The organism is Flavobacterium sp. IB48 (assembly GCF_016405855.1).
Lineage (GTDB): Bacteria > Bacteroidota > Bacteroidia > Flavobacteriales > Flavobacteriaceae > Flavobacterium > Flavobacterium ginsengisoli.
In genome coordinates, this window is sequence record NZ_JAEFCA010000001.1 from 469664 (window position 1) to 492362 (window position 22699).

The 22699-nt window shown below is 32.6% G+C and carries 22 protein-coding genes; 14 read left to right on the plus strand and 8 right to left on the minus strand.

Annotated elements, in window-relative coordinates:
• Nucleotides 1-138: 138 nt before the first annotated feature.
• Nucleotides 139-2640, minus strand: coding sequence for a DUF5686 and carboxypeptidase-like regulatory domain-containing protein (locus JC605_RS02045; protein WP_177211104.1), 2502 nt, complete (start codon nt 2638-2640; stop codon nt 139-141).
• A 69-nt stretch (nt 2641-2709) separates the two neighbouring features.
• Nucleotides 2710-3687 carry a pyruvate dehydrogenase complex E1 component subunit beta gene (locus JC605_RS02050; protein ID WP_008466560.1) on the minus strand — a complete coding sequence of 326 codons (978 nt, stop codon included), beginning with the start codon at nt 3685-3687 and terminating at the stop codon, nt 2710-2712.
• Nucleotides 3688-4189: 502 nt separating this feature from the next.
• Between JC605_RS02050 and JC605_RS02055 the strand changes: the two genes are divergently transcribed.
• From JC605_RS02055 to JC605_RS02070, 4 genes are all read left to right on the plus strand, one after another.
• The gene (locus JC605_RS02055) at nt 4190-4936 is read left to right on the plus strand and encodes an electron transfer flavoprotein subunit beta/FixA family protein (protein WP_198854647.1); all 747 of its coding nucleotides are present in this window, start codon (nt 4190-4192) and stop codon (nt 4934-4936) included.
• Nucleotides 4937-4997: 61 nt separating this feature from the next.
• The gene (locus JC605_RS02060) at nt 4998-5966 is read left to right on the plus strand and encodes an electron transfer flavoprotein subunit alpha/FixB family protein (protein ID WP_198854648.1); all 969 of its coding nucleotides are present in this window, start codon (nt 4998-5000) and stop codon (nt 5964-5966) included.
• A 165-nt stretch (nt 5967-6131) separates the two neighbouring features.
• Nucleotides 6132-6755, plus strand: a complete 624-nt coding sequence (locus JC605_RS02065) for a bifunctional nuclease family protein (protein WP_008466556.1) — start codon at nt 6132-6134, stop codon at nt 6753-6755.
• Nucleotides 6756-6847: 92 nt separating this feature from the next.
• On the plus strand, nt 6848-7699 hold the full coding sequence (locus tag JC605_RS02070; protein ID WP_198854649.1) for a thymidylate synthase: 852 nt from the start codon (nt 6848-6850) through the stop codon (nt 7697-7699).
• 32 nt (nt 7700-7731) lie between these two features.
• Here JC605_RS02070 and JC605_RS02075 read toward each other — a convergent pair whose 3' ends face one another.
• Complete coding sequence (locus JC605_RS02075) at nt 7732-8028, minus strand: isoamylase early set domain-containing protein (RefSeq protein ID WP_198854650.1); 297 nt, start codon at nt 8026-8028, stop codon at nt 7732-7734.
• Nucleotides 8029-8267: 239 nt separating this feature from the next.
• Here JC605_RS02075 and JC605_RS02080 point away from each other — a divergent pair, with 239 nt between their 5' ends.
• The 4 genes from JC605_RS02080 (at nt 8268) to JC605_RS02095 (ending at nt 11125) form a co-directional block, all read left to right on the plus strand.
• The gene (locus tag JC605_RS02080) at nt 8268-8612 is read left to right on the plus strand and encodes a 2TM domain-containing protein (protein ID WP_111288290.1); all 345 of its coding nucleotides are present in this window, start codon (nt 8268-8270) and stop codon (nt 8610-8612) included.
• Between the two features lie 11 nt (nt 8613-8623).
• Nucleotides 8624-9106 carry a dihydrofolate reductase gene (locus JC605_RS02085; protein WP_198854651.1) on the plus strand — a complete coding sequence of 161 codons (483 nt, stop codon included), beginning with the start codon at nt 8624-8626 and terminating at the stop codon, nt 9104-9106.
• 575 nt (nt 9107-9681) lie between these two features.
• The gene (gene ubiE, locus JC605_RS02090) at nt 9682-10413 is read left to right on the plus strand and encodes a bifunctional demethylmenaquinone methyltransferase/2-methoxy-6-polyprenyl-1,4-benzoquinol methylase UbiE (protein ID WP_198854652.1); all 732 of its coding nucleotides are present in this window, start codon (nt 9682-9684) and stop codon (nt 10411-10413) included.
• 1 nt (nt 10414) lies between these two features.
• Nucleotides 10415-11125, plus strand: coding sequence for a porin family protein (locus JC605_RS02095; protein ID WP_198854653.1), 711 nt, complete (start codon nt 10415-10417; stop codon nt 11123-11125).
• Nucleotides 11126-11134: 9 nt separating this feature from the next.
• Here the strand turns inward: JC605_RS02095 and JC605_RS02100 are convergent, their stop codons facing one another.
• Nucleotides 11135-11863, minus strand: coding sequence for an RNA methyltransferase (locus JC605_RS02100; RefSeq protein WP_198854654.1), 729 nt, complete (start codon nt 11861-11863; stop codon nt 11135-11137).
• 37 nt (nt 11864-11900) lie between these two features.
• Here JC605_RS02100 and JC605_RS02105 point away from each other — a divergent pair, with 37 nt between their 5' ends.
• The 5 genes from JC605_RS02105 (at nt 11901) to JC605_RS02125 (ending at nt 17852) form a co-directional block, all read left to right on the plus strand.
• A complete protein-coding gene (locus JC605_RS02105) occupies nt 11901-14474 on the plus strand; it encodes a BamA/TamA family outer membrane protein (RefSeq protein WP_198854655.1) in 2574 nt (857 codons plus the stop codon).
• A 60-nt stretch (nt 14475-14534) separates the two neighbouring features.
• On the plus strand, nt 14535-15602 hold the full coding sequence (fbaA, locus tag JC605_RS02110) for a class II fructose-bisphosphate aldolase (protein WP_012023542.1): 1068 nt from the start codon (nt 14535-14537) through the stop codon (nt 15600-15602).
• An 81-nt stretch (nt 15603-15683) separates the two neighbouring features.
• Nucleotides 15684-16538, plus strand: coding sequence for an acetyl-CoA carboxylase, carboxyltransferase subunit beta (gene accD, locus JC605_RS02115; protein ID WP_111379468.1), 855 nt, complete (start codon nt 15684-15686; stop codon nt 16536-16538).
• 211 nt (nt 16539-16749) lie between these two features.
• Nucleotides 16750-17151: a helix-turn-helix domain-containing protein gene (locus tag JC605_RS02120; RefSeq protein ID WP_198854656.1), complete on the plus strand. Its 402-nt coding sequence runs from the start codon at nt 16750-16752 to the stop codon at nt 17149-17151.
• An 89-nt stretch (nt 17152-17240) separates the two neighbouring features.
• Complete coding sequence (locus JC605_RS02125; RefSeq protein WP_198854657.1) at nt 17241-17852, plus strand: hypothetical protein; 612 nt, start codon at nt 17241-17243, stop codon at nt 17850-17852.
• A 101-nt stretch (nt 17853-17953) separates the two neighbouring features.
• On the opposite strand, the gene JC605_RS02130 is transcribed toward JC605_RS02125, so the two are convergent.
• The 4 genes from JC605_RS02130 to JC605_RS02145 form a co-directional block, all read right to left on the minus strand.
• Nucleotides 17954-18841, minus strand: a complete 888-nt coding sequence (locus JC605_RS02130; protein ID WP_198854658.1) for a cupin-like domain-containing protein — start codon at nt 18839-18841, stop codon at nt 17954-17956.
• Between the two features lie 147 nt (nt 18842-18988).
• A complete protein-coding gene (locus tag JC605_RS02135) occupies nt 18989-19234 on the minus strand; it encodes a hypothetical protein (RefSeq protein ID WP_198854659.1) in 246 nt (81 codons plus the stop codon).
• An 86-nt stretch (nt 19235-19320) separates the two neighbouring features.
• Entirely contained in the window at nt 19321-19728 is a 408-nt protein-coding gene (locus JC605_RS02140; RefSeq protein WP_198854660.1) for a hypothetical protein, read from the minus strand.
• Nucleotides 19729-19746: 18 nt separating this feature from the next.
• On the minus strand, nt 19747-20994 hold the full coding sequence (locus JC605_RS02145; RefSeq protein ID WP_198854661.1) for an ABC transporter permease: 1248 nt from the start codon (nt 20992-20994) through the stop codon (nt 19747-19749).
• 165 nt (nt 20995-21159) lie between these two features.
• On the opposite strand from JC605_RS02145, the gene purH reads away from it, so the two are divergent.
• Entirely contained in the window at nt 21160-22686 is a 1527-nt protein-coding gene (gene purH, locus JC605_RS02150; protein ID WP_198854662.1) for a bifunctional phosphoribosylaminoimidazolecarboxamide formyltransferase/IMP cyclohydrolase, read from the plus strand.
• The last annotated feature ends 13 nt before the right edge of the window (nt 22687-22699 follow it).

A 22699-nucleotide genomic window follows, 5' to 3' on the forward strand; every position in this document is an offset into this window, starting at 1 on the left:
ATTGTAAAAAATAAATCTGCTTAAATCTGCAAAATCTGCGTGCAAAATCTGCGTGCAAAAAAAAGTAAGCATAAAAAAGTCGCAAAGATTTAAAACCTTTGCGACTCTGTAACTCTGAACCTTTGCACCAAAAAACAATTAGAAATAAAACCCGAAAGATCCTTTAATTGCAAATTTATGTGCATCTGGCATATCTAGATAATTTCCTCTCCAAGAGAAATCAAGACGGAAAACTTTAAAGATATTTCCAATTCCTGCATTATATTCCCAGTATACTTTTTCAGGAGCGTTATATGGTAATCCAGAAGCATTAATAGCACGATTAGCATCAGAAATAGTTCCGTGAACGGCTCTAATTCCTATAAACTCTCTCCAATTCAGTTTTCTCATAAATGGAATTCTGGCAAACAATCTTCCGCCAAAATCATGATTCCACTGCAAGGTTGTATATTGATCTGTAACGAATTCGTAGAAATTCAAGTTACTGAATGTGTTTTCAATTGTAAAATAAGTCTGGTTACCCGGAATTACACTCATCAAACCTAACGGAATTGTACCAAAAGTTTTTCCTGTTTCGATTGTAATATTTGTTCTTCCTAAAGGCCCGATAATAATTGGCTGTCTATAGAAAACTTGAATTTTTTCGTACGCAAAATCACTATCAAAAACTCCTTTTAATCCGTAACTGAAATTCACGAAGAAATGGCTAAAAGGACTATCAACTAAACTCCTTTCTACACCATAACCGATCGTTTTTCTGTTTGGCATAAACTCAAACTGAATATTGGCCTCAGATTGTTTTACCATGCTTTCGACAACTCCTGCTGGATTTGCTGCAGTTGGTAAAGTTGTATAATAATCTAAACTAAAGGTCTTCGATGCCGATTCTAGTGTTCGATATGAAAGTCCTGCCGAAACAATAAAGTTCTTTTTAGGCTCCATTTCTACAGAAATGTTACTCAAATTAATATTGGTCAATTTCCCATTACTTCCAGTAGTAAACAGGGCCGAAGATGCAAAACTTCGTCCTAGAACGTCATTTGTAGTAGTTAAACTGGCACCAATTTGCTCGATGTCACGCCTGTTTCCTCCAGAAATGATAACTCGGTTTTTCTTGTCAACCATCCATTTTCCGGAAACACCATATTTGAATTTATTATCATCAAATCCGTAAGCGGTATAAGCTTGAAGACGCCATGGATCATTTGGTCCAAAATAGGTTCTTCCTCCTACTCTCAATCTCAAACCTTCGACTTCGTTATATCCAAAAGTTGAAAATATTGGCCCGTAATCGAAGTTTTTAAATTCGATGTAACCGCTTCCTAAAATAGAGACCAGATTATATAGCTGCTTAAATCGCTTGACTGTCTGCAGTGTATCAAGCATTTTATAAATACCCTGCTCATCTTTATTTAATTTTTCAAAACGATTTTCTTCCCAAAACTCAGGCGGTCGTTCGTAAACAGCATTATCAATAAAATTGACTTCTTCTTTATAAAACTTCTCCGGTTTCTGAATGTTGAATTTATGATTGCGGTATAAAGTTGTTCTTTTACCATAAACTCCTTTTGATTTTTCTTTTTTATTTAAAGCAAAATCAGACATCATGTAATCACGTGTCAAAAGGAAAACGGAGTCGTTTTCTACTTCAAATTCCTGTTCAATATAAATATCTTTTACCCAGTTAATATTGGCGCTTTTCGTCACACCCATATTAATTTTCTTGATCGCAAAAGTGGTATCGTTAACCCAAAAATCTCCTTTAAAAGTCAATTCATTTTTACGTCTAGGGTAAAAAACAATATTATAGCACCATTTTTTATCGATATAAGCACTGTCTTTTAAAACATAATTGTAAACATCGATTCCTGTTCTTGAAAGCGGACTTGTAAAACTCTTATCAAAGAATTTCAGGTGATTGTCGTAAATATTATAATCAGAATAAAGGTCTTTAACGAAAGACAGAATTTGCTGATTTCCGTTAAAACCAGACATTTTATTTCCGGTAAGATTTTCTTTTACCTTTTTTAACTTATTATCTCCGTAAACATCATAAACCGATTCGTTGATAAAAATTGGCAAATAGGTTTTTCCAGTAACGTCTGAAGTATCAACGTGATTAAAGATAAACTCCATTCCCTTAAAAAGCTTATTCTTCATGAAAGCACTATCAATTGTGTTCATGTCAAACTCCACTTTTTCATACTTCTGCATTTGATACTGATTAAATAGGTATAATCCGTTTTTACGTTTTCTTTCCCAAATTTTTCTCAAAATATCCAATGCTGGATTATTCTTTTTAGAAGTTTTTCCAGTATAAATTACAACTTCGTTAAGCACTTGCTCTTCGAACAAAACAATTTTAAAATTATAATTAACTGCTTTGTCTAAAGGAACTTCTTTATCTGAAAATCCTGCTGAAGTAACCAAAAGTGCGGTATAAGTATTTGGCGATTCTAAATAAAAACGACCGTCTTCATTGGAAACAATCCCAATATTAGAACCTTTAAAAACTACATTTGCAAAAGGTATTGGTTGATTCGATTTGTCCAAAACAACTCCACTCACTTTGGTTTGTGCAGTAACAACATTCGCAAATGCAAATACAATATATAAGAGAAGTAGAGTTAATTTGTTCATTATAAAGTAAAAAAAAACTTCACCAATCCATGTTGTCTGATGAAGTTTTATGAGTATTTTGTATTTGTATTATTTGTATAATACTTTTTTAACTGCTTTTACTACATCACCAGCATTTGGCAACCAGTCTTTAAGCAATACTGGAGAATACGGTGCAGGAGTATCTGCTGTTGTAATACGTTGAATTGGCGCATCAAGGAAGTCGAATGCTTGTTCTTGAACGATATAAGAGATTTCAGAAGAAAGGCTGGCAACTGGCCAAGCTTCTTCAAGAATTACTAAACGGTTTGTTTTTTTAACCGATTTTAAGATCGCATCTTTATCCATTGGACGAACTGTTCTTAAATCGATAATCTCACAAGAAATACCTTCTTTTGCTAATTCATCAGCAGCAATAAAAGCTTCTTTGATGATTTTTCCGAATGAAACGATAGTTACATCTGTTCCTTCACGTTTAACATCAGCAACACCTAACGGGATTGTATATTCTCCATCTGGCACTTCACCTTTGTCTCCGTACATTTGCTCAGATTCCATGAAAATAACTGGATCGTTATCACGGATAGCTGATTTTAAAAGTCCTTTTGCATCATAAGGAGTTGAAGGAACAACAACTTTTAAACCTGGAGTATTAGCAAACCAGTTTTCTAAAGCTTGTGAGTGAGTAGCTCCTAATTGACCAGCAGAAGCTGTTGGTCCACGGAAAACGATAGGCACATTAAACTGTCCTCCTGTCATTTGACGCATTTTAGCAGCGTTATTTATAATTTGATCAATACCAACTAAACAGAAGTTGAATGTCATATATTCTACAATAGGGCGGTTTCCATTCATTGCAGAACCTACTGCAATTCCTGAAAATCCAAGCTCAGCAATTGGAGTATCGATTACTCTTTTTTCACCAAACTCAGCAAGCATTCCTTTAGAAGCTTTGTAAGCTCCATTGTATTCTGCAACCTCTTCTCCCATTAAATATATGGATTCATCGCGACGCATTTCTTCGCTCATTGCTTCACAAATGGCCTCTCTAAATTGTATTGTTCTCATATTTTATATTGTATGTTGAATTTTCTGAAAAGCAAAAATAAATATTTTAAATAACTTAAAAGCAAAAATTGAATTTAAAATCACATGAACTTCTATCTGTTCTCTGGTTTTAACTTTTTAAACTTTATTGTGATATTAACGAAATCGATATAATAACGTACAATTCACACTTAATCTATTCCAAAATATTTTTTAGACAAACTTTTATTCATTTGTTTAATTCTTATTTTCTTCAAATTCATCCATCATAACGTAAAAAACCAAAAATTAGTATTTCTCAGACAAAAATTAATCTGCTCCTCAACTGTCAGTTATTGCAAAATTCCTAACAATCAGACAAAATGAGTATTATTTTATTTTTAGATTCCGATGAAAATCATTCAAAACTGAACAATCTGCGAAATCGTAATAGTTTTGAAAAATATTATGCATGCATAGTATAATTATTCCAAATTAAATTCTAAATTTGTAAAAGCATATTATAAATTCAAAATATATACTTATGAAAATACTAGTTTGCATCAGCCATGTGCCTGATACTACTTCAAAAATTAACTTTACCAACGGTGACTCAGAATTTGACACTAATGGAGTACAATATGTAATTAACCCTAACGACGAATTTGGTCTTACACGCGCTATCTGGTTTCAAGAACAACAAGGTGCAAATGTAACGGTTGTAAACGTTGGAGGTCCTGATACTGAACCAACTTTGCGTAAAGCATTAGCAATTGGTGCAAACGAAGCAATTCGTGTGAATGCAAATCCAACTGACGGATTTTTTGTTGCTAAGCAATTAGCAGAAGTTATTAAAAATGGAGGTTATGATCTTGTAATTGCTGGAAAAGAATCTTTGGATTACAACGGAGGAATGGTTCCTGGAATGATTGCAGGAATTTTAGGTTCTAACTTCTTAAACTCTTGTACAGCTTTAACAATTGACGGAAACAATGTAAAAGCAGTTCGTGAAATTGACGGTGGAAAAGAAACTGTAAGCACTACTCTTCCATTAATTATTGGAGGTCAAAAAGGTCTTGTTGAGGAAAAAGATTTACGTATCCCGAACATGAGAGGAATTATGACTGCAAGAACAAAAGCTTTAACTATCCTTGAGCCAGTTGATGCAGCTGTAAACACAAAAGCGGTGAAATTTGAAAAACCAGCTCCAAAATCAGCAGTGAAATTAGTTTCTGCAGATAATTTAGATGAGTTAATCAATTTATTACACAACGAAGCGAAGGTAATCTAGTATTCAGTAATCAGTTTTCAGTCTCAATTTATGAACTTTAAACTTTAAACAAAAAAAAATTATGTCAATATTAATATATGCAGAATCTGCAGAAGGAAAATTTAAAAAAGTTGCTTTCGAATTAGCTTCTTATGCAAAAAAAGTAGCTGAATCATTAGGAACAACTGTTACAGCTTTAACTGTAAACATCAGCGATGTGAGCGAATTAGGCAAATACGGAGTTGATAAAGTTTTAAAAGTAAGCAATGATAAATTAGCTGGTTTTAACGCAAAAGCTTACGCTGATGTTATTAAACAAGCTGCTGAGAAAGAAGGAACAAAAGTAGTATTGCTTTCTTCTACAACAGACAGTATTTACCTTTCTCCACTAGTTGCGGTAGCTTTAAATGCTGGTTTCGCTTCAAATGTAGTTGGGTTGCCAGTTAGCACTTCTCCTTTTCAAGTAAAAAGAAATGCTTTTTCAAACAAAGCTTTCAACATTACACAAATCGATACAGATGTAAAAGTTCTTGGTCTAGCTAAAAATTCTTACGGACTTTTTGAAAGCGCAGGAGCGGCTGCAGCAGAAGATTTCAATCCAACAATTGGAGACAATGATTTTGGTGTAAAAGTAGAATCTGTAGAAAAAGTTTCTGGAAAAGTTTCTATTGCTGATGCAGATATCGTAGTTTCTGGCGGACGCGGACTAAAAGGTCCAGAAAACTGGGGGTTAGTAGAAGATCTTGCTGCTGTTCTTGGCGCTGCTACTGCTTGTTCTAAGCCAGTTTCAGATTTAGGATGGAGACCTCACAGCGAGCACGTTGGACAAACAGGAAAACCAGTTGCAACAAACTTATATATTGCCATCGGTATTTCTGGAGCTATCCAACACATTGCAGGTATTAACTCTTCTAAAGTAAAAGTAGTAATCAACAATGATCCTGAAGCTCCTTTCTTTAAAGTGGCTGATTATGGTGTAGTTGGGGATGCTTTTGAAATTGTACCACAATTAACAGAGAAATTAAAAGCTTTTAAAGCTCAGCACTCTTAACACAAAGAATTCTCTTTAAAAATATTGCTGCCTAAAAACAAGATGTTGTATCTTTGTTTATAGGCAGCTTTTTTGTTCCATATTTTTTGATTAAAATTGCAGCTTTATTTTTTAAACCAAAACAGTATTAAAATAAGGTGCTAAGTGCCTTTTTTACAAACATATATGAGTCTAGTAAAATTATCCATAAAAGGAATTTCATACAGTCAAACTCAAAATGGCGCCTATGCCTTAATTTTGAATGAAGTGGATGGCGAAAGAAAATTACCTATTGTTATTGGTGCTTTTGAAGCCCAGTCAATCGCTATTGCTTTAGAAAAAGAAATAAAACCGCCACGTCCGTTAACACATGATTTATTCAAAAATTTTGCTGAAAGATTTGACATTGTGGTTAAGCAAGTTATCATTCACAAATTAGTTGATGGTGTTTTTTATTCTAGCTTAATCTGCGAAAGAGATAAAATCGAAGAGATTATAGATGCTAGAACTTCTGATGCAATTGCCTTAGCATTACGTTTCAACGCTCCTATTTTTACTTATAAAAACATTTTAGATAAAGCTGGTATTTATTTAAAATCAAACACTGCTGAAACAGATTCTGGCGCTCAAGAAATTGATGATGTTCTTTCAAACCCTGAAACTTTTGGACACGAAGAAGAAAGCAACCAATCTGGAGACGTTTACGCAAAACATAGTTTACAAGAACTAAACGAGCTTTTAGATCAAGCCGTTTCTCAGGAAGATTACGAAAAAGCAGCAAAAATTAGAGACGAAATCTCTAGAAGATAAATTTTGATGTTTAATCGTTAAACCGTTTATTCGTTAAATCGATTAAACAAATTTACAATTAAACAGATCCACGATTAAACGATTAAACAAAGATGAAGCAATACTTAGATTTAGTAAAACACGTTTTAGAAAACGGCAATCAAAAAGGAGACCGAACTGGAACTGGAACAAAAAGTGTTTTTGGTTACCAAATGCGTTTTGATTTAAGTGAGGGCTTCCCAATGGTTACAACAAAAAAACTTCATTTAAAATCGATCATTTACGAATTGCTTTGGTTTTTAAAAGGCGATACAAACGTAAAATACCTTCAAGAAAATGGAGTCAAAATTTGGGACGAATGGGCAGATTCTAATGGTGATTTAGGACCTGTTTACGGCCACCAATGGCGTAATTGGAATAGTGAAGAAATAGATCAGATTTCTGAATTAATTAAAGAATTAAAAACAAATCCGAATAGCAGAAGAATGTTGGTTTCTGCATGGAACCCATCGGTTTTGCCAGATACTAAAAAGTCTTTTGAAGAAAATGTGGCTAACAACAAAGCAGCATTACCTCCTTGTCATGCTTTTTTCCAATTTTATGTAGCAAGTCCAGATCCTGAAAAAGGAGAAACAAAAGGAAAACTTTCTTGCCAATTGTATCAGCGAAGTGCCGATATCTTTTTAGGAGTTCCTTTTAACATTGCTTCTTATGCATTGCTAACTATGATGATCGCACAAGTATGCGACTTAGAACCAGGCGAATTTATTCACACATTTGGCGACGCACATATTTACAGTAATCATTTTGAACAATTGGAACTGCAATTAACGCGTGAACCAAAACCATTACCAAAAATGATTTTAAATCCTGAGATTAAAAACATTTTTGATTTTGATTTTAATGATTTCACACTTGTAGATTACGATCCGCATCCTGCCATTAAAGGAAGTGTTGCAGTATAAAAAACAAAAATCCGCTTTAATAGCGGATTTTTTTATACAACTAAAACACTGTTTTCACTTCCAGCGTAATCATTCCATTTATAAGAATCGGCTTCTGGATCATTTACATAATTTCCGTCAATCAGATACTTAAATTCATAAATAGCATCTTTAACCAAGTCATAAGTTGCTTTAAAAGTTCCGTTTTTCAATTTACTCAAAGTTCCTTCTTCAGCATTCCAATTATTGAAATCTCCAACAACAGCTGCCGAATTTGCATCTTTAGCATCTATTGAAAACGTCACTTTACATACGGGTTTCGTTTTCACAAATTGTTTCTTTAAAGACATAACTATTTCGTTTTTAGATTTATACATCTAAAATTAATTAAATTCAATGAAACACTAACTACCTTCAGAAGCGATTTATGATAATACCAAAAACAGCTTAATATTTTCGCTTTATCTGCAATTTAAAGTGGTTAAAATTTTGTTTTTCAAATTCTTATATCTGCAAAAGGCAAATATTCCATATTCAAAATATTGACTTTCGAAAATAAATTTTAACTTTATAATCTCATTTTTATCTTATGGAAAAAGAAGTACACGAACAATACGAATACGCTAGACGCCGATTAAGACAAAAAAAGGTCTTATATTTTCATTTTGTTCTTTTCCTGCTTGGAAGTTTATTTTTATTTATTGCCAATAAATTTTTTGGATTTGGAGAGGGCACAACTCAAAATTGGTGTATCTGGGGTATTACAATTTGGCTTTTCCTTTTTATTCTACATTTTATAAAGGTATATATAACGGACCGTTTTATGAATAAAAAATGGGAAAGAGAACAAATTGACCGATTAGTTGCTTTACAGCAAAAAAGAATCAGTCAGCTAGAATCTTCTATTAATGAAGAGAATGAAAATAAAATTTAGTTAAGCATACCATGATTATAATGATAGCGGCTGCGGCCGAAAATAATGCGCTTGGAAAAAACAACGAATTAGTATGGCATTTGCCAAATGATTTTAAAAGATTTAAATCGCTTACTACTGGTCATCATATCATAATGGGAAGAAAGACTTTTGAAAGCTTCCCAAAACCGTTACCAGATCGCGTTCATATTGTAATTTCTCGTCAAGAAAATTATAAACCAGAAGGATGTATTGTGGTAGATAGCATTGAAAAGGCAATTGCACTATGTCCTGAAAATGACGATAGTTATGTTATTGGCGGTGGAGAAATTTATAATCTTGCTCTTCCGTTTACCGATATTATCGAGTTAACAAAAGTTCATCATTCGTTTGATGGAGATGCTTTTTTTCCGAAAATCAATAAAAATGAATGGATTTTGGTTGAATCTGAAGAAAATTATAAAGATGAAAAGCATCTTTATGATTACACCTATGAAACTTACATTAGAAAATAAATAAAAAACATCCTCTTTTAAGGGAGGATGTTTTTAAATAATTGATTTTGAAGCCTAACTCGCTCAAGAAAAATTTTGTCTAAAAAAAATCACAAATGTCAAGAAACATTTGTAAAACTGAATAACATTTAATGTTATTGGGACCTAAATCCCAAACGCCTTTAATAACAAATACCACTAAGATATTAAAGGCAGAAAATTAAAATTTCCAAAAACAAATTTAATCCTAAGAACGTACTTTGCACTTAAATACAGTATTTCCCCCCAAGAACAATACTTTACAAACTCTTTCAAGAACAAATGAATTACCAGCGCAAAAAAGCAACCACTTGTTTAAGTTATAGCAACTTTATCAATCATTAAACTTTAATCATTTTTACTTGAACAAAGTTGCTCATAATACCGTGATTGTACAATACCGCGTTTTAGGGATTTTACCAAAATCCCTAAATTTAGGGATGCCAAAACAGCCTGTAAATCTGTTCTAAAACAAACTCTTCAAAACATTTATTTTACAAATTAAAAAACTCAATTACAGTTAAACTAGATTGTTTATATTTGCCTAAATAAAAAAAATGTCTGAAAAAGTAACTCCGTATAAAGACTCTACCTTAGGTAAAAAAGAGCAAGTAACCCAAATGTTTGATACCATTTCTGGGAATTACGATAATTTGAATCGTGTAATTTCATTTGGAATTGATGTTAAATGGCGCAAAAAAGTATTAAAGATCGTATCAGACAAAAAACCAAAAGTCATTTTGGATATTGCAACAGGAACTGGCGATTTAGCAATTTTGATGGCACAAACTAATGCTGAGAAAATTGTTGGTCTAGATATTTCTGCCGGAATGCTGGAAGTTGGAAAAAAGAAAGTTGAAGAAAAAAAGCTTTCTAATGTTATTGAACTAGTTTTGGGCGATTCTGAAAACATGCCATTTGAAGACAATTATTTTGATGCTATTACTGTTGGCTTTGGTGTGAGAAATTTTGAAAACTTAGAAAAAGGTTTTGCAGAAATTTTAAGAGTTTTAAAACCAAACGGAGTATTTGTTATATTAGAAACTTCTGTTCCAAATAAATTCCCTTATAAACAAGGTTATAATTTTTACAGTAAAAATATACTTCCTCTAATCGGAAAATTATTTTCTAAAGATAATGATGCCTATGGTTATTTATCCGAATCGGCGGCAGCTTTTCCTTATGGTGAAGCCTTAAACAATATTTTAAGAAAAACTGGGTTTATAGATGTTGTGGCAATGCCCCAAACTTTTGGTGTCGCAACAATTTATTCTGCATCTAAAAAATAGTATGAAAAAAGTTGTAATCTTATTTTTATTGGTCTTAACGACAAAAGGACATTCTCAATTTGCTAAAAATATGTTTAGTAAAGATCCTATCATTAATCTTGAAAACTGGCAAAAGCAGCGCATCTACTTTGGCTATTATCTAGGTTTTAATAGTTTCGACTTTAAATTTGACTACAAAACTCCTGTACAGCAAGATATTCAGGTTAAAAAAACTACTGGTTTTAATGTTGGTGTTGTAGCCGATTTAAGACTTCAGGAATATATCAACCTGCGTTTTGAACCTGGTTTGTATTATACTAAACGAGATTTATATTTTCCTGGAATAAGCAACAAAGAGACCGACTATTTAAGAGAAGTAAATAGTACTTATATTCACTTCCCTTTATTATTGAAATTTTCTGCCTTGCGTACAGGAAATATACGTCCGTATTTAGTTGGCGGTATGTCTACAACTTTAAATTTATCTAGCAATGCTAAATCTCAAGACGATAACTTTGAGCAAAAATTCAGAGTAAAACAATGGACTGCTGCTTACGAGTTAGGTTTAGGGATTGATATCTTTACCGAATACTTTATTTTTTCTCCTTCTGTTAGAGGAATGTTCGGCATAACAGATGAACTTATTAGAGATAAAACTCCAGACAGCCCTTGGACTGGGAATATCGATTCGATGAAATCTAGAGCTATTTTAATAAATTTCACTTTTCATTAAAACAAAATATCAACTATTTCGTTTAAATTCACTAAGAATAATTGCTGTTGCAGTAGCTACATTTAAACTTTCTGTTTTTTGAAGCTCTCCAAATCTAGGAATTGTTAGACGATTAGTTACTATTTTTTCAATTTCTCCAGAAATTCCGTTGGCTTCATTACCCATAATAATGATTCCTTCTTGAGGCAATTTGGATTGATAAATATTTTCTCCGTCCATAAAAGTTCCAAAAACTGGCAGTTTAGTTTGAGCAAGAAAAAGTTTTAAATCAACATAGCTTACATTTACTCTGGTAATTGATCCCATGGTAGCTTGTACGACTTTCGGGTTATAAATATCTACCGTTTCTTTAGAACAGACAATCTGCTTAATACCAAACCAATCGCATAGACGCAAAATAGTTCCTAGATTTCCTGGGTCTCTAATATCGTCTAGTGCCAAAATCAAGCCTGAATCGATTGCCTTCTTTTCGGCTGGAATTTTAAAAACTGCCAAACAAGAATTTGGAGTCGACAAAGCACTTATTTTTTTCAGTTCTTGTTCATTAATAAGAGTTCGTTTTGAAGCTTGAACCGTTTCAAAATCATTCAATGTGGTGTATAAATGTTCTAATTCAAAATTGGATTGCAGCAATTCTTGAATTACTTTTACTCCTTCAGCAAAGAATAATTGATTGGCAAAACGCTGCTTTTTTTGATGCAAACTAGAGATAAGCTTTATTTGGTTTTTACTAACCATAAAATAATGTACTTTTGAATTAAATATTAAAAAACACTTGAAAAATAATTCCACAAAAATAATAGCATTTCTTCTAATTGCAATATTAATTTGCGCTTGTAATGCCGTAAAAAGAGTTCCCGATGGAAAAAACCTTCTTGTAAAAAATAATATTCTAGTTAACGGAAAATCTACAAGTGACGAAACAGCTTCAAACCAAATGTACCAAAAACCAAATGGTAAATTATTAGGTTATAAGCTTCGATTAAATTTATACAATTTAGCCAATTTAAATCCAGATTCTACTTATCAGGCAAAATTTAAAAACAATCCTGGAAAGTATGAGCGTATGTCTAAAATTTTTTCTGCAAAACAAGTAGATCGTCTTGGGCAATCTTTTTATTATAAAGGAATTCATGAATTTCTAAAAAACACTGGCGAACCACCTGTAATAATTGACACTTCAAAAACCAAAAAATCATTATTACGTTTAAAATACTACTATTTTAACAATGGTTTTTTCAATGTTCAAACAGGCTATACAATTGATACTGTTGGTATAAAAAGAGCCGCGATTAATTACAATATTACAACAGGACCTGCTTATAAATTGGATACTATTAGAACCAAAATAATGACTCCTGCACTAGACTCATTATATAGAACTAATAATGAGCCTTCTTTATTAAAATCTGGAAATCAGTACAAAACTACAGATTTTGAAGAAGAGAAAAACCGTATTACAACTTACTTTAGAAATCACGGAGCTTATTATTTTCAACCTACTTATGTAACTTTTGACATTGACACAATTGGCAAAAAAGCAAAAGCCGATGTCACCTTAATTATTAACAACAATAATATACAGGAAAAAGATTCAAGCCGTACAGAACCTTTTAAATTATATAAGATTAGCGATGTAAATATCTACACCGATTATTCTGCTGCTAATGCTAAGAAAAAACCAACAGATAGCGTAAGTTACAACAACTTTAACCTTTACAGTTATAAAGGTCTAAAATATAGACCGCGCGCCATTACTGATGCTATTTTTATTACAAAAGGAAGTACGTTTGCCGATTTTAGAACAACTCTTTCTTCTCGCTCTTTAAACAATTTAAGAATTTTCAATTATCCTTCTATTCAGTACGAAGTAGACAAGAGAGATTCTACAGCACAATCTCTTATCGCTAATGTTTATTTGACTCCGAGAAAAAAATACAGTTTTGGAACTACTCTTGACGTAACACACTCTAACATTCAGGATTTCGGAATTGGAGCCAGTATTTCTGAAACGATTCGAAATGTATTTAATCGAGCAGAGACCCTTGAAATTTCAGCTCGTTTAAATATTGGTTCATCTAGAGATATGGCTAATCCGAACAATAATTTCTTTAACGTTTCGGAATATGGTTTGGATATGAAATTGAATTTTCCGAGAATTTTACTGCCTTTTGGAACCGAGAAAATCATTCCGAAAAGTATGATTCCGTACACTTCTATATCATCTGGTTTTTCCAAACAGCGAAATATAGGCTTGGATAAAGAAAACTTCACAGGAGGTATCTCATATAATTGGAGCCCAAAACGTCATAATACTGCAAAACTAGAATTATTGAACGCACAGTTTGTTCGAAACTTAAATCCAGGGAACTACTTTAATGTATATACATCTTCTTATGATGATTTGAACGGTATTGGAAAAGACTACAATGTCAACCCTGACAACTGGGGAGAAACTACAGAAGAACAAGCAAGAAAAGATCTAACCATACCTAAAGGAACAACAGGATTTACTAATGATGTTTTAACAAACAAAACTGCTTTAACACCAAGTGACGCACAATACCAGGAAGTTTCAAGTATAGAAGAAAGACGAATTCGTTTGACTGAAAATGATTTCATTCTAGCAACAAGTTTTTCTTTTACCAAAACAACTAAAAAAGATTTAGCAGATAACAACTTCTATCAATTTAGAACAAAAATAGAATCAGCTGGAACTTTATTGACTCTGGTTTCTGAAATTGGAAATCTTCAAAAAAATTCGAAAGGAAACTATGAGATTTTCAACCTAGAATATTCAGAATACGTTAAAACAGAGTTTGATTATATCAAGCACTGGGATTTTGGAAAAGAAAAAGTTTTAGCCGTTAGAAGCTTCTTTGGAATTGCTATTCCATTTGGAAACTCAAATTATATTCCGTTTTCACGAAGTTATTATGGTGGAGGTTCTAATGATAACCGTGCTTGGCAACCTTATGCTTTAGGGCCAGGAAGCACAAATGCTGTAAACGACTTTAATGAGGCCAATATGAAACTTGCAGCAAGTGCCGAATTTCGTTTCAAACTTTTTGGAGATGTAAAGGGAGCATTGTTTGCAGATGCCGGAAATATCTGGAATGTCCTCGATAATGTTACAGATTCCAAAGCAAAATTTGACAACTTAAACGATTTAGAAGAAATTGCTTTGGGTACAGGATTTGGTTTAAGATACGATTTAAGCTTTTTTGTTATTCGTTTAGATTTAGGCTTTAAGACTTATAATCCGGCGCATGAGAAGGGAGATCGATGGTTTAAAGAATACAATTTTGGACACTCGGTTTTAAATTTTGGTATAAATTATCCGTTCTAATGCTAATTAATTCTTATTTTTGCAACCTAAAAACTAAAAACAACTATAAAAAAAATTACAATGGCACATAACATTAAACCAGGAGTAGCTACAGGAGATCAAGTACAAGAGATCTTTAATTATGCGAAAGAGAAGGGTTTTGCTCTTCCAGCAGTAAACGTTACTGGATCTAGCACAATTAATGGAGTTCTTGAAACTGCAGCGAAACTAAACGCGCCAGTTATCATTCAATTTTCTAACGGAGGAGCTCAATTCAACGCTGGAAAAGGATTATCAAATGCAGGTGAAAAAGCAGCAATCGCGGGAGGAATCGCAGGAGCAAAACATATTCATACTTTGGCAGAAGCTTACGGTGCAACTGTAATCTTACACACTGACCACTGTGCAAAAAAACTTTTACCTTGGATTGATGGTTTATTAGATGCTTCTGAAAAACATTTCGCAGAAACAGGAAAACCATTATTCAGCTCTCACATGATCGATTTATCTGAAGAACCAATCGAAGAAAACATCGAAATCTGTAAAGAATACTTAGCTAGAATGAGCAAAATGGGTATGACACTAGAAATCGAGCTTGGTATTACAGGTGGTGAAGAAGATGGTGTTGATAACTCTGATGTTGACAGCTCAAAATTATATACTCAACCAGAAGAAGTAGCTTACGCTTACGAAGAATTATCTAAAGTAAGCCCTAAATTTACAATTGCTGCTGCTTTCGGAAACGTTCACGGTGTTTACAAACCAGGAAACGTAAAATTAACTCCAAAAATCTTAAAAAATTCTCAAGATTTCGTACAAAACAAATTCAACACAGGACACAATCCAGTTGATTTCGTATTCCACGGAGGTTCAGGTTCTACACTTGAAGAAATCAGAGAAGGAATTAGCTACGGAGTTATCAAAATGAACATCGATACAGATTTACAATTTGCATACACTGAAGGAATCCGTGATTACATGGTTAAAAACCTTGACTATTTGAAATCTCAAATTGGAAATCCAGAAGGTCCAGATGCTCCAAACAAAAAATATTACGATCCAAGAAGATGGGTTCGTGAAAGCGAAGTAACATTCAACGCAAGACTTGAACAAGCTTTTGCTGATTTAAATAACGTGAATACACTATAATAAAAAGTTTCAAGTTTAAAGTTTCAAGTTTCAGGTTTCGCAACTTGAAACTTGAAACCTCAAACAAATAAAACATTCAATATGGCTTGGTTTAAAAGACAAGAAAAAGGGATTACGACCGCGACAGAAGATAAGATGGACGTTCCGAAAGGATTGTGGTACAAATCTCCTACTGGAAAAATTATTGATGCTGACGAATTAGCGAGAAATTTATTCGTAAGCCCTGAAGATGATTTTCACGTTCGAATTGGAAGCGCAACCTATTTTGAAATTTTATTCGACAACAACGAATTTGTTGAGTTAGACAAAAACATGACTTCTAAAGATCCTTTGCACTTTGTTGACACAAAGAAATATGCAGACAGATTGAAAGATGTGATGGAGAAAACTCACCTTAAAGACGCTGTACGTACGGGAGTAGGAAAATCTAAAGGAAAAGAACTTGTAATCTGCTGTATGGATTTTGCATTCATCGGTGGATCTATGGGAGCAGTTGTAGGTGAGAAAATCGCAAGAGGTATTGATCACGCGATCAAAAACAAACTTCCTTTTGTAATGATTTCTAAATCTGGTGGGGCTCGTATGATGGAAGCTGCTTATTCTTTAATGCAATTAGCAAAAACTTCTGTAAAACTAGCTCAATTAGCTGAAGCTAAATTACCTTACATCTCTCTTTGTACAGATCCAACAACGGGTGGAACAACTGCATCTTACGCAATGTTAGGAGACATCAATATCTCTGAACCAGGCGCTTTGATTGGTTTTGCTGGTCCTCGTGTTGTTCGCGATACTACAGGAAAAGATTTGCCAGAAGGTTTCCAAACTGCTGAGTTCTTATTAGAGCACGGTTTCTTAGACTTTATCACGCCAAGAAAAGAATTGAAAGATAAGATTAACTTATATATCGATTTGATTCAAAATAATGATATTAGATAGTTTTAAAACTACTTAAAATAGAAATCCCAAGAAAATTGCTTCTTGGGATTTTTTGTTTTCAAACCATATAAGTTTTATAAGTTCAATTAATAACTTGTCTGAAAAATTGTATTTTTGTTTTTGCATAAATGATAATAGCGTATCATACTAATGCAAACCTGTTTTTTACGGAAATCTATTTTTTCTAAAGTAATATAAATATCTTTGAATTATGAGCACAGCAACAAAACCAAAACACATAGGACGACAAATAAGCCGTATTCGCGAACTTAAAGATATGAAACAAGAAGCGTTGGCACAAGCATTAGGAATATCTCAACAATCTGTGTCAGCAATAGAAAATAGCGAAACTATTGACGACGCAAAACTTGCAGAAGTAGCAAAAGCTCTTGGAGTAAGTGCCGAAGCAATTAAAAACTTTACAGAAGAAAACATGATAAATTATTTCAATAATTTTTACGATAACAGCACAAGTACTGGAATAAATGGAATGTTCAATCCAACTCATTGCACATTTAATCCGTTAGATAAAGTAGTTGAACTTTACGAACGTTTGGTTTTGGCAGAAAAAGAAAAAAATGAATATTTGGAAAAATTAATGAAAGAGAAATAATCTTTCTAAAAACATACAAATTCAATACAAAATCTCAAGAAATTGCTTCTTGAGATTTTTTTATATCTTTATTTTAAATCTTATTCTTTATGGCTAGAATTTTTATTGGTTTTATGATTTGTTTTCTCTTTTTGAATTGTAGCAAGAAAGAAAATCAAGCTGAAAACATTCCATATATAATTTCTCAGAATAACAAAGAAATAATTCGTGGCAAAGACACAATTCCACCACCACCACCTATTCCTGGCTGGCTATTTTATGGGACTAATACTTTCATCATAAACTCAGATTCTACTGCATATTATTTGCAAAATAAAGGCATAGGAATGATATGCGGAACACCAAATACAGACACAATTCCATACTTCGCTGATTTAGATCCAAGAGGTTTGATTGAAATTTCAAATAAAAACATTTATGATTTTATTAAATTGAATTATAAAGATGATTTTCGAAATCAAACTTTTATTGCATCCCAATCTGATACTTTAAATTCTAAAATATTTTTCGATTTATATAAATCTTTAAATTATTTCAAAAAAGATCGAGATTTTGTTATTATAAGAAGAACGACACAAGAAGAAGACACGGTCATTTATTATAAAAGAAACAACAAACATTACAACTCGGAAAACATTAAATGGGATAAAACAAGAATCAAATTTCCTGAACATGTCAAATTTGTCAAAAGAAAGAAATAAAACTAAGTCAATATATGTCGTTCCTATGGAATTTATGAATACCAGCTCTTATTTCCCAAAGGAATAAGTTCTGTTTCTACCAATATTTTATTCCTACGAAATTACCCTGCTTTTTTCAAATCCTTCTTCAATTCCTTCTCAGCGATTTTAAAGACTAATTTTTCACGCCAAATTGCATAACGTTCTCTAAAAACTACTTTTATAGCGCTATCTACAGCACCATGCATAAAAAGACTCCATACGCTAGCAATTTTTCTAGAAACAGATTGATCCCATGCGCGAAGTGTTAGAGAAAAAGAACCATCTATATAACGCATCCAGTGCCACATTCCTGTTGGCATGAATAAAGTATCTCCATGCTCGAGAAAAACTTCATAGCCTTCTACTCCTTTCAACGCTGGAAATTTTTCAAAATCGGGATTGGCAACATCATAATCTTCTAATGCATAAGTGGTATTTGGAAGACAGTAAAGTCTTTTCTTCCATTTGTTATCAAATAAGATAATATGCTTTCTTCCGCCGAAATGAGTATGAAAAAGATGTGGCAAATCGATATCATAATGCAGAAAAGTAATCGCTTTAGAACCGCCAAAAAACATAGCAGGCATGCTTTCTATAAAACCTCCCATTAATTCTTTGGGAACTTTTACATCGTCAATTAATTCGGGTCTGTGCTTGAAAAGATTGAAGAAAAAAATACGTAACTGGGTTGGTTCACGCTTTATCAAATCCAGATATTCTCCAAATTTCATACTCGCAATCGAAGCATTGATTACTTTTTTCGGATCTGCCTTTGAATTATCTACAAGTTTAACCTCTATATCTCCAGCAATCTGCTTGAAATACTCCGTTGACCATTTTTCTCTTGCTGGCCAATCTTTTGTAAGTCCCTTTATGATTAAAGGTTTTCTTTTATCTAGGTAATTCTTTTTAAAATCTTCCTTGGAAATCGACTCAACAGTATCAACAGATTTAAGATTAAAGCTCATTTATCTTGTGTTTTAATTTGTTGTCTATCAAATGTATCTAATTATTCTCACCCAACAAAATTTACAGTAAAATAACACAAAAACAATATTACATTCCTGTTCGAATGGCTTCAGCCGGATTTAAAAATATTTATAAAACTTAAATAATTAAAACAAGTCAAGTCTATAAACTAGATTATTATAATCCCCAATATTTTCTTTCAAAGATCTGATCTTCCATAAATATGATTCTGAACATTCAAGCATATATACTAAATCATCATTGTATAAATTTAAAAAATCACTTTTATTCAAAATACTTTCCAAAAACCTACTACTACTTAAATACATCTCTTTATCTTGGGACAAATCTGCCAATATTTCTTTTAACTCATTTTCATAATCACTTTCCAACTCTTCATCTTTTAATATAATATTTAGAAGCACAATGGAAAGAAAATCTATAACTAGTTTAAATTCATCAGGCTTATAAGGTGAATTTAAATTGTTCCATGAGGCATCCTATTTGTTAATTTATCATCAAAGTCATTTATTCCATATTCTCCAAAACAAATAAATATTGATATCTCTTCTCTACTATGCAAGTCTCCAATTTCGTATAAACCTAGATTATCCAAAAAATCCGCATCCCAATCTAACTCTTCATCGTAGCATTCAAATATCCACTTGAAAATCACTTCAAATTCATTATGATTTATTTTAAAAAAATTGGACTTTATTTTCTCTATAATATTCTCATATGAAACTTTGAAATATTCTGTATCCAAATTAGATGAAAAAACAAATTCTTTAAAGTTTTTAGAAATATTATTATCCGATATTAATGGTAATAAATTTGCCTCAATTTTTAATTTATCTATTTTATAAAATTCTATCCTACCACTCATTTCTTAAAAATATCAATATTACATTCCTGTTCGAATGGCTTCAACAGGATCTAAATTTGCTGCCGAAATCGCAGGAAGAATTCCAGAAACCAGACCAATAAAAGCAGCTAAACCAGTTCCTAAAAGAATATTTCCTAAACTTAAAACAAATTCAAAATCTAGCAGTTTTGTCAGAGCAAAAGCAATTCCCCAAACCATCAAAAGACCAATAATTCCGCCAATAACAGACAAAATAACGGCTTCAAACAAAAATTGGAATAAGATAAATTTATTTTTTGCTCCTAGAGATTTCTGAATTCCGATAAGATTGGTTCTTTCTTTAACCGAAACAAACATAATATTTGCAATTCCGAAACCACCAACAAGAAGAGAAAATCCGCTGATGATCCAGCCCACAAAATTCATCTGCCCTAAAATTCCATCTATAAAATCGGTAAATCCAGCAAGCACATTAATAAAGAAATTATCCATTTCTCCCGCTTTCATCCCGCGTATTGCTCTAAGCTTTTGAGCTATTTCCGCTTTATAAGCATCCATATCTACACCTTTAACGGGTTTTAAGACAATTACTGGCGTCATAGAATCGCTATCTCCGTACATTCTTCTTAAAAAATTGGCTGGAAGATAAACCGAAGTATCATTACTGTCTCCAAAGAATCCGGCTCCTTGTTTTGCCATTACGCCAATTACAGTAAATCGTTGTCCGTACAAGCGAATATTTTTTCCAATCGGATCACTTGAACCAAAAAGCCCATCAGCTATATCATATCCCAGAACAATAACGGGAGTTCCCGAATTTGATTCAGATTCATTATAAAATCTTCCTTTATCAAAACTCAATCCGTCAATATCGACCATTTCGCTTGACGACGGAATAATATTTACATCGCTAACAGTTTTAGAATCGTATTTTAAACTTTCTCTATTTACAAAAAGCTGGTATCCGACTTGATCGGTATCATTCATTGAATTTTTCAATCCGATATACTCGTCATATTTCACATTTGGAAACTGTTCTCTCTTCCATTGTGGAATTTCAGACGGCCCAAAGCAATATTTCATTAAATAAATTGTATTTTTATCTAAACTGCTCAAATCTTTTGAGATTTTTTTGTCTAAAGAGTCAACGGCAGCCAAAACAGCGATAATCGAAAAAATACCGATTGTTACACCTAATAGCGATAATAAAGTGCGTAATTTATTATTTCGCAAAGCATTGATGGCAAAGCTCAGACTTTCCTTTAATAATCTCAGATAAACGATCATATTTTTGTATTTTTCAATAAAGTAAAATTCAATAATTTAAATTCAATAACCTAATAAAAGTTAACTTACTCATCAGTAGATTTTTTTAGCATTTTGTTACACTATTTTTTTTTAATATAATATATAAAAAAACTACTTTTGCAGTCTCAAAATCATAACTACACAATGAGCACAACAAAAAAAATACAATCGGCATTAATTTCTGTTTTTTCTAAAGATGGATTAGAACCAATTGTTAGAAAATTACACGAACAAAATGTAACACTTTATTCAACTGGAGGAACTGAAGATTTTATCAAAAACCTTGGTATTCCAGTAGTTCCTGTTGAAGATATTACTTCTTTCCCTGAAATTCTTGGAGGAAGAGTAAAAACTTTACACCCAAAAATCTTTGGAGGTATTTTAAATCGTCAGGATAATGAAAGCGATGTTCAGCAAATGAAGGAATTTGACATTCCTCAGATTGATTTGGTAATTGTTGATTTATATCCTTTTGAAAAAACAGTTGCTTCTGGAGCAAGCGAACAAGATATTATTGAAAAAATTGACATTGGCGGAATTTCATTAATTCGTGCTGGTGCAAAAAATTTCAAAGACACTGTAATTGTGGCTTCTGTAAACGAGTATAGCTTACTTTTAGATTTGATTACAGAGCAAGATGGAGCAACAACTTTGGAGAACAGAAGATTGTTGGCAACTAAAGCATTCCACGTTTCATCTCACTACGATGGAGCTATTTTTAATTATTTCAATACAGACGAGACTATTTACAAAGAAAGTATTGCAAACGGTCAAGTTTTAAGATACGGTGAAAACCCTCACCAAAAAGGATTCTTCTTTGGAGATTTTGATGCAATGTTCAAAAAACTTCACGGAAAAGAATTATCATACAACAACTTACTAGATGTTGATGCTGCAGTTAATTTAATTGCTGAGTTTAAAACTGACGGACCAACGTTCGCAATTTTGAAACACAACAATGCTTGCGGATTGGCTTCAAGAAAAACAATCAGCGAAGCTTATTTAGCAGCTTTAGCTTGTGATCCTACTTCAGCTTTTGGAGGAGTGTTAATTTCTAACGCAAAAATTGATTTAGAAACTGCACAGGAAATCAACAAACTATTTTGCGAAGTTGTAATTGCTCCAGCTTATGATGATGAGGCTGTTACAGTGTTACAAGAAAAGAAAAACAGAATTATATTAGTTCAAAATGAAGTTGAATTACCAGCTCGTCAAGTAAGAACTTGTCTTAATGGTTTGTTAATTCAGGACAGAAATAATATTACGGATAATAAAGAGCATTTAAAAACCGTTACAATTACAGAACCTACTGCTCAAGAGATCGAAGATTTGATCTTTGCTTCTAAAATCTGCAAGAATACAAAATCAAACACTATTGTATTTGCTAAAAATGGAACATTGATTTCATCAGGTACAGGTCAGACTTCAAGAGTTGACGCTTTAATTCAAGCTGTTGACAAAGCAAAAGCTTTTGGATTTGATTTAAATGGAGCTTCGATGGCTAGCGATGCATTTTTCCCATTTCCGGATTGTGTAGAATTAGCTAAAAAAGCAGGAATAACTGCTGTAATTCAGCCAGGAGGTTCGATTAAAGACGAATTAAGTATAAATTATTGCAACGAAAATAATCTTGCAATGGTATTTACAGGAACTCGTCATTTTAAACATTAATTTGTTTAACTTT